Annotated in this window: 19 protein-coding genes and 2 pseudogenes; 17 read left to right on the top strand and 4 right to left on the bottom strand. The window is 38.2% G+C overall.

What is annotated here, in order from left to right:
* Positions 1–130 (bottom strand): annotated as a pseudogene (locus tag AC0UA9_RS14650) (IS110 family transposase); the annotation flags it as partial.
* A gap of 117 nt (positions 131–247) precedes the next feature.
* Between AC0UA9_RS14650 and AC0UA9_RS14645 the strand changes: the two are divergent.
* Positions 248–1,222, top strand: a complete 975-nt coding sequence (locus AC0UA9_RS14645; protein WP_475661024.1) for a transposase — start codon at positions 248–250, stop codon at positions 1,220–1,222.
* 373 nt (positions 1,223–1,595) lie between these two features.
* On the opposite strand, the pseudogene AC0UA9_RS14640 reads toward AC0UA9_RS14645, so the two are convergent.
* From AC0UA9_RS14640 to AC0UA9_RS14630, 3 genes and pseudogenes are all read right to left on the bottom strand, one after another.
* Positions 1,596–1,826, bottom strand: a pseudogene (locus AC0UA9_RS14640) (IS110 family transposase); the annotation flags it as partial.
* A gap of 12 nt (positions 1,827–1,838) precedes the next feature.
* Complete coding sequence (locus tag AC0UA9_RS14635) at positions 1,839–2,117, bottom strand: type II toxin-antitoxin system RelE/ParE family toxin (RefSeq protein ID WP_475661023.1); 279 nt, start codon at positions 2,115–2,117, stop codon at positions 1,839–1,841.
* Positions 2,114–2,398 carry a damage-inducible protein J gene (locus AC0UA9_RS14630; RefSeq protein WP_475661022.1) on the bottom strand — a complete coding sequence of 95 codons (285 nt, stop codon included), beginning with the start codon at positions 2,396–2,398 and terminating at the stop codon, positions 2,114–2,116. Before AC0UA9_RS14630 ends, AC0UA9_RS14635 begins: the two co-directional genes overlap by 4 nt.
* Positions 2,399–3,027: 629 nt before the next feature.
* Between AC0UA9_RS14630 and AC0UA9_RS14625 the strand changes: the two genes are divergently transcribed.
* From AC0UA9_RS14625 to AC0UA9_RS14550, 16 genes are all read left to right on the top strand, one after another.
* On the top strand, positions 3,028–4,257 hold the full coding sequence (locus AC0UA9_RS14625; protein ID WP_475661021.1) for a nucleoside recognition domain-containing protein: 1,230 nt from the start codon (positions 3,028–3,030) through the stop codon (positions 4,255–4,257).
* A gap of 192 nt (positions 4,258–4,449) precedes the next feature.
* A complete protein-coding gene (locus AC0UA9_RS14620) occupies positions 4,450–5,481 on the top strand; it encodes a DUF2157 domain-containing protein (protein ID WP_475661019.1) in 1,032 nt (343 codons plus the stop codon).
* 110 nt (positions 5,482–5,591) lie between these two features.
* The gene (locus AC0UA9_RS14615) at positions 5,592–5,918 is read left to right on the top strand and encodes a hypothetical protein (RefSeq protein WP_475661017.1); all 327 of its coding nucleotides are present in this window, start codon (positions 5,592–5,594) and stop codon (positions 5,916–5,918) included.
* A gap of 177 nt (positions 5,919–6,095) precedes the next feature.
* A complete protein-coding gene (locus AC0UA9_RS14610; protein ID WP_475661015.1) occupies positions 6,096–6,341 on the top strand; it encodes a DUF6868 family protein in 246 nt (81 codons plus the stop codon).
* Positions 6,342–6,427: 86 nt separating this feature from the next.
* Complete coding sequence (locus tag AC0UA9_RS14605; RefSeq protein WP_475661014.1) at positions 6,428–6,985, top strand: hypothetical protein; 558 nt, start codon at positions 6,428–6,430, stop codon at positions 6,983–6,985.
* Between the two features lie 162 nt (positions 6,986–7,147).
* Entirely contained in the window at positions 7,148–7,441 is a 294-nt protein-coding gene (locus tag AC0UA9_RS14600) for a hypothetical protein (RefSeq protein ID WP_475661012.1), read from the top strand.
* Between the two features lie 252 nt (positions 7,442–7,693).
* Entirely contained in the window at positions 7,694–7,924 is a 231-nt protein-coding gene (locus tag AC0UA9_RS14595; protein ID WP_475661011.1) for a DUF904 domain-containing protein, read from the top strand.
* On the top strand, positions 7,924–8,205 hold the full coding sequence (locus AC0UA9_RS14590; RefSeq protein ID WP_475661010.1) for a cell division protein ZapA: 282 nt from the start codon (positions 7,924–7,926) through the stop codon (positions 8,203–8,205). Before AC0UA9_RS14595 ends, AC0UA9_RS14590 begins: the two co-directional genes overlap by 1 nt.
* 164 nt (positions 8,206–8,369) lie before the next feature.
* On the top strand, positions 8,370–9,086 hold the full coding sequence (gene minC / locus AC0UA9_RS14585; RefSeq protein WP_475661007.1) for a septum site-determining protein MinC: 717 nt from the start codon (positions 8,370–8,372) through the stop codon (positions 9,084–9,086).
* Positions 9,087–9,112: 26 nt separating this feature from the next.
* Positions 9,113–9,922 carry a septum site-determining protein MinD gene (minD, locus tag AC0UA9_RS14580; protein WP_475661005.1) on the top strand — a complete coding sequence of 270 codons (810 nt, stop codon included), beginning with the start codon at positions 9,113–9,115 and terminating at the stop codon, positions 9,920–9,922.
* 1 nt (position 9,923) lies between these two features.
* The gene (minE, locus tag AC0UA9_RS14575) at positions 9,924–10,205 is read left to right on the top strand and encodes a cell division topological specificity factor MinE (protein WP_475661003.1); all 282 of its coding nucleotides are present in this window, start codon (positions 9,924–9,926) and stop codon (positions 10,203–10,205) included.
* Positions 10,206–10,879: 674 nt separating this feature from the next.
* Positions 10,880–11,248, top strand: coding sequence for a DUF3703 domain-containing protein (locus tag AC0UA9_RS14570; RefSeq protein WP_475661000.1), 369 nt, complete (start codon positions 10,880–10,882; stop codon positions 11,246–11,248).
* Between the two features lie 52 nt (positions 11,249–11,300).
* The gene (locus AC0UA9_RS14565) at positions 11,301–11,606 is read left to right on the top strand and encodes a monooxygenase (protein WP_475660999.1); all 306 of its coding nucleotides are present in this window, start codon (positions 11,301–11,303) and stop codon (positions 11,604–11,606) included.
* A 61-nt stretch (positions 11,607–11,667) separates the two neighbouring features.
* On the top strand, positions 11,668–12,087 hold the full coding sequence (locus AC0UA9_RS14560; RefSeq protein ID WP_475660998.1) for a GFA family protein: 420 nt from the start codon (positions 11,668–11,670) through the stop codon (positions 12,085–12,087).
* A gap of 291 nt (positions 12,088–12,378) precedes the next feature.
* Positions 12,379–14,247 carry an SLC13 family permease gene (locus AC0UA9_RS14555; protein WP_475660996.1) on the top strand — a complete coding sequence of 623 codons (1,869 nt, stop codon included), beginning with the start codon at positions 12,379–12,381 and terminating at the stop codon, positions 14,245–14,247.
* Between the two features lie 165 nt (positions 14,248–14,412).
* Positions 14,413–15,234 (top strand): metalloregulator ArsR/SmtB family transcription factor, encoded by an 822-nt coding sequence (locus AC0UA9_RS14550; protein WP_475660994.1) that lies wholly within the window; start codon positions 14,413–14,415, stop codon positions 15,232–15,234.
* Positions 15,235–15,264 lie beyond the last annotated feature (30 nt).

The raw sequence follows: 15,264 nt of genomic DNA, 5'->3' as shown, positions 1-15,264 counted from the left end.
GTAATTTAGCGAGTTTAAGTGCATCACGCTTATCTGTTTTCACTTTATCACCTGGCTTTTTAGGGATAAGCGAAGGAGCAACGACATAACAACAATGTCCTAGACTGGTTAACAGTCGATAAATCCAAAATAAAAGGGACAGTCGCTCAAGTTGGCTCAAGTTGGCTGCTCAAGTTGGCTCTGAAATTTGAACAACACAGACTTCTCAACTAAGGTTAATCAATAACCTGTAAGTGAGAGGTCTTTCATGACAACCGCCCGAAAACAACTGATTAGCTTAGCTGATACGCCTTATTATCATTGTATTTCTCGTTGTGTTCGCCGCGCCTTTTTGTGCGGTGAAGATAAAAGCACAGGGCAAAACTTTGACCACAGGCGAGGCTGGGTCGAGGAGAAATTGCTCAGCCTCACTCAGGTGTTTGCCATAGATGTTTGCGCTTACGCAATTATGAGTAACCACACGCACGTGGTATTATTTGTCGATGAAAACATCGCTAAAGGGTGGTCAACAAAAGCAGTGCTCGAGCGTTGGCATCAGTTATTTAAAGGGACACTCTTAACGCAAAAATATTGCCGAGGAGAAGATATTCCCGACTACCAGATGGCTTCGTTGCTAGAAACGGTTGACGTTTATCGCCATCGCTTGATGGACATCAGTTGGTTTATGCGTTTACTCAACCAAGGTATTGCAACACAGGCTAACCGAGAAGATAACTGCACCGGTCATTTCTGGGAAGGGCGTTTTAAGTCTCAAGCCTTATTAGACGAAGCCGCCCTTGCGGCTTGTATGGCGTATGTTGATTTAAACCCAGTAAGAGCCAATATAGCGAAAACACCTGAAGACTCAGAGTACACCAGCGTAAAGCAACGTGTTATATCAGCCAAAAAAGCGAAACAACCTAACACACTATTGCCTTTTGTGGGTAATCCACGCAAAGCGATGCCAAAAGGTTTACCGTTTGAGCTAAAAGATTACCTTGAATTAATTGAAATGACAGGGCGCTGTTTTCGTGAAGATAAAGCCGGATATATTGAAGCCGCTCAACCAGCTTTACTTAACCGCTTGAACATAAGCCCCGATAATTGGCTTACGTTAACGAAAGACTTTAGACGATTGTTTCATGGTGCGGTAGGGCACAGTGATGTATTAACAGATTACTGCGAGCACAGAGGGTTGAAGCGACGAACCAATATTCATTGTTGTGATAAACTTCTGGCGTAAGTGCTTTATAAACGAGTGACCTGGTTAAACACAGCAGGACAAAATACAGTTGTTTTTTGCTCCTTCGTCGCTTATTTTAATCAACTATTATTTGCCTTTTAGTGAGGCTACATGGACTCCCCTTTGTCAAGCAATAACATCTCTTACAACAAGAAGATTTGACAGCAGCTCTACATTCGGCGTTTTTTAGCTTTATTACGCTATCGCCCTGATGATTTGCGCCTGAGCAATGCCTCATTCGTTAAACAGTCTTTTTATATGACTTCCCAACTAAACAGGCTTCCTTGCTCTCGGTCTGACCGTGTTATCGTCAATTGCTAGTGCTAAGACTCGGCGGGGTTAACCGTTTCGGTTTACCTTACGTCATTAAAAACTATTTAACATAATCTACCTGATATTCTTCGTCTGAGTGTAACAGCGCCCCAATTAACCGCGCATTTTTGGCGGCCAATGCCACTGTTGCTCGTTTAAATCCTCGTCGTTCAACAAGCTCTTTTACCCATAAACTGGTTCGGTCTGTTTTATTTTTACAGTTAGCAATGACGGCTCTTGCGCCATGAATAAGTGAGGTACGTATATGTTTCTCGCTTCGCTTGCTAATTCGTTAGTTGCCTTCTTACTCTGGCGGAAAATTCTGCTTTTGGTGTAAAACTCGCATTATTCTAATTGTTTCACCATCAACCGAATAAGAAACAATCATGGATATCTCTGGAATAATTAATATTCTCCCACGAAAAATGTCTCTTTTAACCCCCATTAGTGGATGTTCTAGTAAGCTCTCAACTTTAGTTTCAATAATTTGATCAGTTTTTTCGGCTGCACTCGGATTAAAGTCAAAAAGAAACTCAAAGATTTTTTCACGATCATTTAGAGACTCTTCTTCCCAAAAAATCATGATTTCTCTCTATTACGGATTTTCTGTTTCCTTGCTTCCATCAAGGTTTTCGCATCATCATGTACAATAAAATTAGCTTTTCCGTTATCAAACTTATCAAATGCTGTATTTATTTGTTCTGTTAACCATGCATCATGGATCATAGTTTTACGTTGCTCTTCGGCTAAGCCTTCTGCAAGTTCTCGACATGCGTCACTTAAAGTTCTGCCTTGGCTTTCAGCCATGAGTTGCGCTAAACGCTTTGTTTCTTCATCAATTCTAAATTGAATTCGAGTATCCATATAAATTACCTCAAAATTAACATTGTACCCACAAATGTTAGCACTAAGGTTGGTTCAAGGCAACTAACAACTTGCTCAAAAAATTTATTAGGACAGTCGCTCAAATAGTCCTAGAGTACTTAACTAAAGATGATACTAGTAGTAAAAATTTATTAGGACAGTCGCTCAAATAGTCGCTCAAATATCTCAAATTTCCGACTCAAATTTGTACTCAAATTTGTACTCAAATTTGTACTCAAATTTGTACTCAAATTTGTACTCAAATTCCGGCTCAAATTACCTTATAAGCGAATTGTCTTTTGCTCTAGTTACCCCCCTTATAAGCATCGAAACGTGGATAATGCTAATAAGAAGTTGGAAATCGGGTTTAAATCGTTTTATGATTGAATTCGAAGCGCATATATCGTGCTATATTAAAAATTGCTACTTACATAAATACTATTACAGGGGCAATTAATAAGTGCTCTTGCACAATGGTTGCTAGCAAACAATTTATTAGCTTAGTTTACACGCCTTATTATCATTGTATTCCTCGTTGCGTTCGCCGCGATTTTGTACGGTGAAGGTAAAAACACAGGTTAAAGCTTTCTACCCGCGGCAGTCACTTTACTCACCAAAAGGAATGTTTTTTGTTAAATCGTATTTGGGTAAGCTTTTTTATTATTGCTTTTTTAGCGACTATGTATCAGTGGCTTGCTTTAGATAATGCGGCAATTTTTGAAGAAGTTATCAAAGCCTTATTCGAAATGTCGCAAGTGACTGTAGAAATAGCCCTTGGCTTAATTGGTGTGTTAAGTTTATGGCTTGGCATGATGAAAATTGCGGAAAATGCTGGTTTAATTGCGCAACTTTCTCGGTTACTGTCGCCGTTGTTTTTAAAGCTGATGCCAGATGTGCCTAAAGGACACCCTGCGGTTGGCTCAATTACCATGAACTTATCAGCTAACGTATTAGGATTAGATAACGCGGCAACGCCTTTAGGGCTTAAAGCCATGCAAGACTTACAAAGCATTAATCCTAAAAAAGAGACTGCTAGTAACGCACAAATTTTATTTTTAGTGCTTAACACCTCGTCGATTACTTTATTTCCTATCACGGTTTTTGTTTATCGCGCACAGCAGGGTGCAGCTTCACCAACGGATGTTTTTATTCCTATTTTATTGGCTACCTTTGCTTCAACACTTGCAGGCATTGTCAGTGTGGCTTGGGTACAAAAAATTAACTGGTGTAATCGGGTGGTTTTACTTTATGCTGGGGCTGTATTTAGCTTGATTGCAAGCTTAGTTGTTTACTTTGCCAGCCTGTCGGCACAGGTGTTGGCAGAGCAGTCCTCTTTATTGGGTAATTTATTAATATTCTCTATTTTATTGCTGTTTATCATTACGGCGCATTTAAAAAAAGTGAATGTTTATGACAGCTTTGTTACTGGCGCTAAAGAGGGATTTGACACCAGTATTAAAATCATACCTTATTTGCTCGCTATGTTATGCGCTATTGCAGTATTTAGAGCAAGTGGCGCGCTTGATGTGGTTATATCTGGCATACGAAGCCTAGTGCTTTATGTGGGCGGTGATGGTCGCTTTGTTGATGCACTGCCTACCGCCTTTATGAAGCCTTTATCGGGCTCTGGCGCTCGAGCTATGATGGTTGAAACTATGAATACTCACGGCGCAGACTCTTTTGCTGGTCGTTTATCGTCAATTATTCAAGGTTCAACTGAAACCACCTTTTACGTATTGGCAGTTTACTTTGGCTCGGTAGGTATTCGTAATACTCGCCATGCAGTAAGTTGTGGTTTATTTGCCGACTTGGCCGGTATTTGCGCGGCTATTTATGTTTGTTATTGGTTTTTTGGTTAAAAGTAGAGCTAATCAAAGTAAAATAACGAGTTCATTTAAAAAGCGTTAACAAAACGCAGTGGGTCAGTGGCGATGTTAGTTTTTATACAAATGCGTAAAAAAGGCATTAAGTTTTCTCGCTGCAGTCGTTGGCTGTTCTTCCTTCACATCGTTTATAGTTGTGTTAGTGCTGTTCATAGAAAGGAGTCTTAATTGAACTTAACTAAAAAAAACCTTGAAGCTGCGGTCAGTGAAAATATCATTTCGTTTGAACAGTCTGAAAAGCTTATTGAGTTTTTGAATAAACAACCCAATACAGCGCCTAAGTTTGATTTTACACACGTGCTTTATTACCTAGGGGGAATGATTGCCATTGGGGCAATGACTCTTTTTATGAACTTAGGCTGGGAGTCTTTTGGCGGATTAGGGATTGTTTTTATCTCTCTATTTTATGGTTTGGCTGGATTGAAGCTTACCAATGTTTTCAAAGCTAAAGGTTTAGCCATTCCTGCAGGAATTTGTGGAACCTTTGTTATCGCGCTAACGCCATTAGCAGTATACGGATTGCAACAGGCTCTTGGCGTTTGGCCTGATGAAAGTGTTTATAGAGAATACCATCGATATATAAAATGGCATTGGCTTTACATGGAATTAAGTACGCTAGCCGTAGGGGCTATTATTGCTTGGAAATATAAATACCCATTTTTAATTATGCCAATAGCGGTCACTCTTTGGTATTTAACAATGGATGTTGCCGTCATGATTAATGGTGGTGATTATAATTGGGAGCTAAGAAAATTAGTGTCTATGTACTCAGGTTTACTCATGATTACCTTGGCTTTTTGGCTTGACATTCGATCGCGAAATAAAGCCGATTATGCGTTCTGGTTATACCTTTTGGGTGTTATGGCTTTTTGGGGAGGCATGTCGTTCCAACATTCAGACAGTGAATTGTCTAAGTTTATTTACTTTATCACTAATCTGTTCATGATTTTTGTGGGCGTACTCATTGTTAGAAGAGTTTTTGTTATATTTGGTGCGCTAGGTTGCTCGGGTTATATAGGCCATTTAGCCTCTGATATATTTGAAGATAGCTGGTTATTCCCGATTACTTTAACACTGCTTGGACTGTTTGTTATTTATCTAGGTGTTCTTTGGCAAAAAAATGAAACCGTTATAACATCAAAAGCAAGAAGCTTTATGCCCAAAGCACTACGTGAGCTACTAGTATCAAAGCATGGGTAATGGCCTCTAACACATAAGACTAGATGTCGCGAAGTCGGCACCTGCGTCGCTCATGTTGAGTAACTATTTTTTGCCGAGTAAAAGGCGTTAGCATTCAAGGAGGGTTTTATATGTCATCTATTCCTGAGAAAGATTGGAAGTTATTTCGTAAACTGCAATCAGAATTAACAGCTAAGGCTTGTGAGTTGGTTTTTAGGCAAGTTAATAATATTGCCAGTGATCGAGCGGGTAAAGAGCATCAGTCATATTTGGATTTATATCGTCTGATAGAAACAGAAGATGCCAAAATAGCTGAAATGTTTAACAACCCAACGCGCAATAATGTGATATTGAAGATTGTCACATTAATAAAATATGATGTATTGACTGTTGAGCAGCTTCAAATGTTTAGCGAAGAAACGCAAACGTTTGTTAACCGCATGCTTAACTTTACTTGAGCACTTCAACCATAGCACTCAGAGCTAGCTAAGGATAATGGACTTATAGCACAGGGCGATCTAACATTGAAATAAGTGGTATACCCCAACCCAACAACGTTTAGTATTGAACGCCATTAAAAATGGGACGCTCTTAACGAAGCATTATGTAGAAGCAATACTACGGAGATATAATTAATGATTAGTATAAATGAACTGACTACTTTTTTCGGTTGGTGTACTGTAATAAACCTTGGTGTTTATTTATTTTCAGCGCTTTTTATTATTGTATTTAAACGTTTTACGATTAATCTTCACAGTAAAGTTGTAGGCGTTGAGGCTTCTGAATTACCAACGATGTATTTTAAGTTTTTGGGTAATTATAAGATAAGCATATTACTTTTAAACTTATCACCTTATATTTCATTAAAATTAATGAGCTAGTGCAATAAGAGCGAAACTCACCCCTGCTTCTTTTACAGCGTTAACTAGGGGGCACAAAAGTGATAAATGCACACGAAAGGAAAATCATGGCAACTTACTTCTCTTTTATTCAAAAACAACGTTCTTCAGCATTGTTACTTATTGTTAATGCTGGCGTGGCATTTCTTCTATACCTGGCAGCACACAGATACCTCCCTGAAGTAACGAGCGACCAAAAAGCGCTATCACAGCTTCTTGGCGTTCTTGATATCGCTATTTGGATAATCGAAGCTATTTTACTTGGGTTGGCATTGTGGTTTTGGTGTGAAAATAAGCAAGTTAAGGTTTGTGTTACGCCAACCACCTTGTCTTATTTTGACCCAACCTTCAGTGATGTGAGTTGGCAGGTTGATGTTGCCGATATTACGGAACTAACGCAAGTAACTGATACAAGGCAAACGTTTATTTCTAACTTACTAACACTTAAAAATGGGGAGCAGAAGCAACTCATGTACGGAAATTATCGTGGCTTTAATCGTCGTGCTTTTTTTGAAGCACTTGTATTAGCTAACCCTAAGATTATTGTTCCAGAAAATATATATAGCTATACAACACAAAATCCCGCATGGGCTAAACGCATTCGGAAGAAATTTGGATTAGATTAATCGTTGGTTTTGACGTTAACGTTTGTTGTAGTCGTTATAACGTGAGAGACACGATAGTCGTTTAAAAGTACAAAAATATGTATGCTTTTTCTTGAATTTCGTTTATTTTAACTTGCTAACATTTACCGCCTTGGTAGGGGCTTTAACAGGAGTTTTGCATACATGGATTTTCCAGAATTACCCATCATAATTCTTAATTTAATTATAGTGTTGGTTGCGTACCTTTCTATATATCCAAAAATAGCGGGCAGTAATTTTACTAAAATATCAATTTGTGATGTGTTCACCTCAGGTTTTTCTTTACTGGTTGTTGGCTTAAACTACTGGGGCAGTGGTCAAGAATTTTATTTAATAGTCGCCAATACTAATTGGTTTTGGTTCACGCTTATTACTTATGGGGCAATAGAAATACCAATGCTGATTTGGTACATTAAAAAGTATAAAGTTAAGTTATAAGTACAACTATAAGTTGTTTGAAAGAACAAAGACAAGTTGATTAGTACAAATTGTTGCAGGAGGACGAAATAATCATTAATGCTGTAAAAAACAACGTTAAGTGCTTGTTTTTTACACGCATAGGTGCGTGGTAGTAGTAAGTTTAAAATTGTTACAAAAATTTAACGAATAATTACGCATAATAGTAGCATTTTACCTCGCTTTAGATTAAGTTTGCGCTTTTATTTATTATACAGTTAACCAGAGCGCCTTATGTTAGAAAACACTCTCCCACAACTCGAACAACTGATTGAACAAATCATTGAGAAAAATACCCAGCTAAAAGACCAAGTAGCTGAATTAGAACAGCAAAAAGCAGTGCTAATTGAAGAAAATGAAACACTGCAATTAGAAGCACTTGAAGGTGAAGAAGCGCAAAAGCAAACAAGCACTGTTTTAACAAACCTACTAGGTAAATTACAAAGTGTAGAAGAGCTAAGTTAATGTTAGCCGAAGACGCTAACGGGCTCAGCATTGAAATTATGGGCAAGCAACATAAGTTTTCTTGTTCGGCTGAACAAGCAGAAAACTTAAAACAAGCAGTAAATAACCTTACTGCTATGTGTGACGATATTAAGCAACAAAAGACAGCTGCTAGTAGAGAGCGTACTTTGTTGGTAGCTTCAATTAACTTAAGTTATTCGCTACTGATGGCCAATAAAGAAATTAACGATTATCAACAGAGTCAAGAAGCTTTAATCGCTAAATTAAAAAACGCATTGTAATGGCCAACTCTTTAGGTACACTTTTGAAAAATTGCTATTGTTTTTAATTAAATAATAGCAATTTTTTTTGAGTTTATGTAACCTAGCATTATACTTAGCAGCATTTATAAGGTAAATTGCACATATATATATATTGAGTTACGTTATTTAGGATCACCTTTATTATGGCTGACGCCAGTATTGAATTTAAAGGGTCAAGTTTTACCCTGTCAGTTTTACATTTGAAATCGTCTGAATTAGCTGATATTCGGTCAGATTTAACTAAAAAAGTTGCACAAGCCCCTGACTTTTTTTATCTCGTCCCCGTTGTGGTCAATATTGAGCTCATCACAAATTCAATTGACTACCATGCGGTAAAGGCATTAGTTGAAGCATTTCATTTTACCTTTGTTGGTTTTACAGGTGCGGTATCTAAAGAGCAACGTCTACTTATTCGTGAACTAGGTTTTTCATTTGTTAATACGGCAAAAGCGAATAACGCCCCAAAACCCGCAGTAGACAGAAAACCTGAAGAAGAAGTTCCTATCCAAGCTCCTGTTATTAATGAACATTTATATACAGACAAAGTTCACCGAGGGCAAATCCGCTCTGGCCAGCAGATTTATGCTAAAGAGCAAAACTTAGTGATTATTGGTTCAGTGTCGGCCGGTGCAGAAGTTATTGCCGATGGTAATATTCATGTTTATGGTTCGTTACGCGGTAGAGCAATAGCTGGTGCAAAAGGTCATCATAAAGCACAAATATATTGTCAAAAACTTGAAGCTGAATTGGTCTCAATTAATGGTAACTATTGGCTGAGCGAGTCAATGGAAGCACATTGGGGCTCACCAGCATTTATACATTTGACTGACAGCGAATTAATGTCATCAAAACTTATTTAATTTTAACTTAAAAGGATATTCGGTCTATGGCACGGATAATAGTAGTTACATCAGGTAAAGGCGGTGTTGGTAAAACAACATCAAGTGCTGCCATTGGTCTTGGCTTAGCGTTGAAAGGCCATAAAGTTGTTTTAATAGATTTTGATATAGGCTTACGTAATCTTGATTTGATTATGGGCTGCGAACGTCGAGTAGTATACGACTTCGTTAATGTGATAAACGGTGAGGCCACGTTAAATCAAGCGCTTATTAAAGACAAGCGTGTGAGCAGCTTGTCAATTTTACCTGCCTCGCAAACGCGCGATAAAAATGCATTAAATAAAGAAAATGTTGGCAAGGTATTAGAAGAGTTGAGTAAAAGCTATGACTATATTATATGTGATTCACCCGCAGGTATTGAAGCAGGTGCGATGATGGCACTTTATTACGCTGATGAAGCCATCGTTACTACTAACCCAGAAGTGTCGTCAGTACGCGATTCTGATCGTATTTTAGGTATGCTTGCTAGTCGCTCACGCAGAGCAGAGCTTAGCCTAGAGCCAATAAAAGAGCACTTGTTATTAACCCGTTACTCGCCTAAGCGTGTAAAAGAGGGGGAGATGTTAAGTGTAGAAGATGTTAAAGATATACTTTCAATACCGCTATTAGGTGTTATTCCAGAGTCACAAGCGGTACTTAAAGCGTCCAATGCAGGTGAGCCAGTAATTCTTGATACGGAAAGTGATGCAGGTAAAGCTTATCAAGACGTGATTGACCGTCTATTAGGCGAAACTGTTGAATTTAGATTTTTAGCTGCCGAGAAAAAAGGCATTTTCAGTCGTATGTTTGGAGGATAACATGGCACTATTAGATTATTTTTTACGTAAAAAAGAAAAACAGGTAACGACGGCTTCTAAAGCGAAAGAACGTTTGCAAATAATTGTTGCCCACGAGCGTAATAGCCGAAATAAACAGCCTGACTATTTACCGCAACTCACAGAAGATATACTTAAGGTTTTACGTAAATACATTAAAGTGTCAGACGAAACATTCTCGATCAATTTAGATAAAAAAGATGGCGATTTAAACGTGCTTGAACTAAACATTGAGCTGCATGATGAGTTAAACAAAAGTAATTAATTTATAATCTCTGTTTAGTCCTGTGTAAAGCATTAAACAGACGAAATAAAGAACAACAAACGGTAAAGCAAGGACGCACTATCTACAACGAATATCAGGTTTTTTAACACCATCTTCTGTATGAAAAAACAGCCCCTGTCTTGATAAGTTTAGAGAAAAGCTCGTCATGCCTTGTCAATAGACTTACTTAATAATAGCGAAATAATCATCGCGTCCTTATTGCTATTACTTAGTATCCTCGCTTATATTAAAGTAACATTAATGGTATTGCCTCTGAAAAGGGGGCTGGTCAAGTAGGAACTATGTTAAAAAAATCCTGTCCGTGGTGCGCAGAAAAACTTGCGTACAATCAACTGGGACGAAGGCCAACCCAAAAGGTTTTTAAATGGTATCAATTCTCAACTAGTGTACAAGTTTGCCCGTATTGTGCCGGCGCAATAAAGCTTGGTGGTAAAGGCGTTTGGTTTATGGTGCTTGTTTTGCCTGTATTTTTCTCTTTATTGATAGAATTATTTATAGGGGTTGATCTGTTAGAGAGGGCAGGAGTCAAAAGCATTTCCCAGGTACTATTTTTAGTGGGGTGTGTTTGCACCTATTGTTTTTCAGTGTTTGTCAAAGTAGTCAAGCTATAGCGAGTTATTTAAAGAAATAGCAGCACTTTTAAGGGGTAAACTATGAATGTTGGGTTTAGAAAAAAAATTAAGCCTTTTATTCAAACAGAATTAACGCTAGCAATGAAAGCTAGAAAACAGGGTGACAACTTAAAAGAATTTAAACATTTAGAAAACGCCCATGTATTAGGGCAAGAGTCTACTTACTTTCATGTGTACGTACATTTTTGTATGTTTTTATGGGCTTGTCGTAATAAAAACTTACGAGAGTTTTGTGGACAACTACTTAGAATGTTAGGCGCGGCAACAAAAACCGTTTTCGGCTTAGTACCTCAGGGAAATACTGGCGGCTCTAATGTGAGTCCGTTCAAACCCATGCCAATTGATGCGGCGCTTGCACAAAAAATAAACAAAGCAAAAGTAAAAACATAAATAAGAAGCAGAGAAAGTTGGTCGATTACAGCAAAAAACATGAGGAATTAATATGGCAACGTTATTACAAGTAGACTTTCCACACAGTGGGCCTTTTGGCGAACAAATGACACAAGCATTCAATGATTTGGCTAATTCTATAACTGAAGAGCCGGGTTTTATTTGGAAAATATGGACAGAAAATGAAAGTACAAAAGAGGCCGGTGGTATTTATTTGTTTGAAAGCGAGGAAGCGGCCAAAGCTTACCTTAACAAGCATACCGCCAGGTTAAAAGGGTTTGGGGTTTGTGAAGTGTATGCCAAAATATTTGACGTAAATAACGTATTATCAAAAATCACCCACGGGCCTGTTGGCTAATTTCTTGCCGCAAAAAATTCGTGACCCATTACGGTAGTGTATTTAAATCTTGGAGTAAATGATGGAAAAAGTTAACTATCCTATTACAGGCTCTTGTCAATGCGGTGAAGTTACTTATGAACTGCTTGAGCCACCTTTGATGATTGTTGCTTGTCATTGTAAAGAGTGCCAAAAATTATCTACGAGTGCCTTTAGTATTACCGCTATGGTGAAAGCTCAAAGTGTTAAGTTTCATGGTTTTATGAAAGACTGGAGCCGTGCAGCTGACAGTGGAAATATTAGTGCAGCTAAATTCTGTCCATCATGCGGTAACAGGCTTTATCATTTCGATCCCAATGAACCTGACAAGTTAAAACTTAAACCAAGTAGTTTATCAGACACTCGCATAATAAAGCCAACAGTTCATATTTGGGTGAGTGAAAAACAGGATTGGTACCAGATCCCAGAAGGCGTTAAAGTTTTTGATAAACAACCTTCGTAGCGAATACGCGCAGGTAACAAATCACTTAAAAGGAGCAAAACGGTTGGGAATATCGCTTATTTAAAATGGCTATTCATTGTAGCCTAGGTCTTTCGCTGCTACTCTTGGCTGCAACGGCTGCAATAGTTTATCGTCTAGGTAACTTAGCTTTAGGAAAATATCCATCTAAATATATTTATATAAATAGTAAACTTGGCTATATACTTGCCCATAAAGCTATTATAAAGTAATTATAATGCGTAAATAAAAGCCATTAATATAACGTTAATAACCGCTATTTACGGTCTTTTCGTGTTTAAACTATCTACTTTAATTAACGTGGTATTGCCTTTGAATATTCCTGATCTTCCCAATAACCATGCTTTAGCGGTTTTGTTAATTACAGTGCTTGCGCTGTATTTATTTCGCCGAGATGATATTCCCCTTGAAACCTCTTCTTTAAGCGTGATTGCGATATTGTGTTTGATCTTTGCACTATTTCCATTTTATGTTGATGGTAATCACTTTGAGGCAAGTACCTTATTTTTTGGCTTTGGCCATGAAGCGTTAATTACTGTGTGTTCATTAATGATACTGGGCCACGGCATTGTACGCACAGGCGCGTTAGAGCCCATAGGTCGATATTTAGCAAAATTATGGAAACTTAGTCCTACGCTGTCTTTGCTGCTGACACTTATTATTGCCGGGGGTTTAAGTGCCTTTGTTAATAATACACCAGTTGTTGTGTTATTACTGCCCATTTTAATCAGTGTTGCCTTACGTAATAAAACCGATGCCTCAGGCATGCTATTGCCTATGGGCTTAGCAACTTTAGTAGGCGGAATGGCAACGAGTATTGGTACCTCAACCAACTTATTAGTGGTGAGCATAGCAAAAAATATGGGGGCAGCCGAATTTGGCATGTTTGACTTTATTAAGCCTGCGCTTCTTGCCTCTGTTGTTGCTGTACTCTATTTATGGTTAATTGCCCCAAAACTTTTACCTATACGCAAATCGTCAATGCCTGATACTTCTCCTCGGTTGTTTAGTGCTTATATTAATATTAATGAAGAGAGCGATATAATAGGAAAAACGATTGCTGAAGTTATTGAATTAACTGATGGACAGTTAAAGATTGAAAACATTCAACGTGGGCCTGATAAACGCAACATTGTGCCTTTACCTGATACGGTTCTTACTACTGATGATAGGTTAGAAGTACATGATACCCCCGAGCGCCTTAAAGAGTTTGAAAAAGTATTAGGCACTCATTTATTTACTGGCTTAGATAAAATCGATGATGAACACTCCTTAAAAGCAGATAAACAAACACTGGCAGAAATTGTGATTATCGAAGGCGCTGGTATTGAAGGAAAAAGCCTTAAACAATTAAATTTTATACACAGATATGCTGTGTCGGTTATTGCCTTGCACCGAGCGGGTAAAGCCATGGAGATCAAGCGACGCAGTATAGGCGATATCCCATTACAAGTAGGTGATGTATTGCTTGTTCAAGGGGAGGCAGAGCAGCTAACCTTGTTAAAGTCTAAACGCGGTATGTTGATTATAGACGGTGCAGCAGCACTGCCGCAAACAAGTAAAGCTCCTTTGGCGTTAGTAACACTCTTTGGGGTTGTTGTCACGTCTGCGGCGGGTATTCTACCGATTGAAATTAGTTCAATATGCGGCGTACTGATACTTTTAGCGACCAAGTGTTTGAACTGGGAAGAAGCCTCGTCGGCATTAAGTACACAAATTATTTTAATTGTAGCGGCCTCTTTAGCTTTAGGGACTGCAATGATGACTACAGGGGGGGCAGAATATATTGCACAAGTGTTTGTGGGGTTGTCGTCAGGTTTACCCCCAAACGGTGTATTAGCGGCACTGATGTTGTTGCTGGCAATACTGACTAATATAGTCTCGAACAATGCCGCTGCTGTTATTGGTACCCCTATCGCTATTTCGGTCGCTATCCAGCTTCACTTACCACCAGAGCCTTTTATATTAGCGGTATTATTTGGTGCAAATTTAAGTTATGCAACGCCAATGGCTTATAAAACGAATTTATTAGTCATGAATGCGGGAGGGTATCGGTTCTCTGACTTTATGCGGGTTGGTATTCCGTTAATTCTACTCATGTGGATAACACTATCGTCTTTATTAAGTTGGCTGTATTTGTAATAGATATATGCGGTTTACGCATTAAATAAGCCAACAACACAATAGTTTAGTGGATTAACAAACGTAGCTATTTTTAAATAGCTACGTTTTTTTATATCTTGCTTATTGTATATATGGAAAAACATATATACAATAAATATTATGCATTTGAGGTTGGGGCACAATATGAGTAAAAATAAACGACGCGTACTTTTTTTATGTACTGGTAACTCAGCAAGGTCACAAATGGCAGAAGCCTTACTTAAGTACAAAGCAGGTCAGCAATTTGATGTTTTTAGTGCTGGTACACAGCCTGAAAAGGTCGATTTACGCGCAGTAGCAGCATTAACACAATTGGGTGTTGATGCTACGCAATTAACGGCTAAAGGAATTGATAGTTATATTGATCAAGTGTTTGATTTTGTCATTACACTTTGTGACAAAGCCAGCAGTGAATGCCGAGACTTTCCTAATGCTAAACAACAGTTTTCTTGGGATATTCCCGATCCTAAAAACCGTTTAGGTCATTCACCATTTACAGCGACTTTAATTGAGTTAAGTAGTCGTTTGTCTATGTTTCTTGCAATGGAGTCAGGAAATGTAAAAGAAACAAATAGCAATATCAATGACTTAGTAGTAATGCCAGAAAAGCCAGTATGCTTAACACCGATTGATTTTTATAAAAGTTTGACAGATGAGATCAGACTGAAGGTTTTAATGTTATCCCATTATCATGGCGAATTATGTGTATGTGAAGTAATGGAAGCTTTGGCTGAAGAGAGCCAACCTAAGGTATCGCGAAACTTGGCCATCTTAAGAAAGAGCAATATTATTACGGCCAGAAAACATGGGCAATGGGTATTTTATCGAATTAACCCTAATATTCCGTCTTGGGCAAAATCGGTTATCGCACAAACAAGTGAAAACAATATTCACCTTTTTCATAATGCACATATACGGCTAACTAAAATGAAAAGTAGGCCCAACAAAGCGTCTTTTTGTCAATAGCATGCTAGGTCACAACAATTAACTTTAAGG

Source organism: Colwellia sp. F1 (assembly GCF_056238625.1).
The sequence above is the reverse complement of the archived record's forward strand: the minus strand, read 5'-3'. Positions and strand labels throughout refer to the sequence as shown.

Bases quoted from the DNA above. Each gene is read 5' to 3' on its own strand.
- AC0UA9_RS14600 (WP_475661012.1), top strand. From the start codon at position 7,148: ATGGATTTTCCAGAATTACCCATCATAATTCTTAATTTAATTATAGTG.
- minC (WP_475661007.1), top strand. From the start codon at position 8,370: ATGGCTGACGCCAGTATTGAATTTAAAGGGTCAAGTTTTACCCTGTCA.
- AC0UA9_RS14550 (WP_475660994.1), top strand. From the start codon at position 14,413: ATGAGTAAAAATAAACGACGCGTACTTTTTTTATGTACTGGTAACTCA.
- AC0UA9_RS14570 (WP_475661000.1), top strand. From the start codon at position 10,880: ATGAATGTTGGGTTTAGAAAAAAAATTAAGCCTTTTATTCAAACAGAA.
- AC0UA9_RS14560 (WP_475660998.1), top strand. From the start codon at position 11,668: ATGGAAAAAGTTAACTATCCTATTACAGGCTCTTGTCAATGCGGTGAA.
- minE (WP_475661003.1), top strand. From the start codon at position 9,924: ATGGCACTATTAGATTATTTTTTACGTAAAAAAGAAAAACAGGTAACG.
- AC0UA9_RS14595 (WP_475661011.1), top strand. From the start codon at position 7,694: ATGTTAGAAAACACTCTCCCACAACTCGAACAACTGATTGAACAAATC.
- AC0UA9_RS14610 (WP_475661015.1), top strand. From the start codon at position 6,096: ATGATTAGTATAAATGAACTGACTACTTTTTTCGGTTGGTGTACTGTA.
- AC0UA9_RS14590 (WP_475661010.1), top strand. From the start codon at position 7,924: ATGTTAGCCGAAGACGCTAACGGGCTCAGCATTGAAATTATGGGCAAG.
- AC0UA9_RS14605 (WP_475661014.1), top strand. From the start codon at position 6,428: ATGGCAACTTACTTCTCTTTTATTCAAAAACAACGTTCTTCAGCATTG.
- AC0UA9_RS14630 (WP_475661022.1), bottom strand. From the start codon at position 2,398: ATGGATACTCGAATTCAATTTAGAATTGATGAAGAAACAAAGCGTTTA.
- AC0UA9_RS14635 (WP_475661023.1), bottom strand. From the start codon at position 2,117: ATGATTTTTTGGGAAGAAGAGTCTCTAAATGATCGTGAAAAAATCTTT.
- minD (WP_475661005.1), top strand. From the start codon at position 9,113: ATGGCACGGATAATAGTAGTTACATCAGGTAAAGGCGGTGTTGGTAAA.
- AC0UA9_RS14615 (WP_475661017.1), top strand. From the start codon at position 5,592: ATGTCATCTATTCCTGAGAAAGATTGGAAGTTATTTCGTAAACTGCAA.
- AC0UA9_RS14645 (WP_475661024.1), top strand. From the start codon at position 248: ATGACAACCGCCCGAAAACAACTGATTAGCTTAGCTGATACGCCTTAT.
- AC0UA9_RS14565 (WP_475660999.1), top strand. From the start codon at position 11,301: ATGGCAACGTTATTACAAGTAGACTTTCCACACAGTGGGCCTTTTGGC.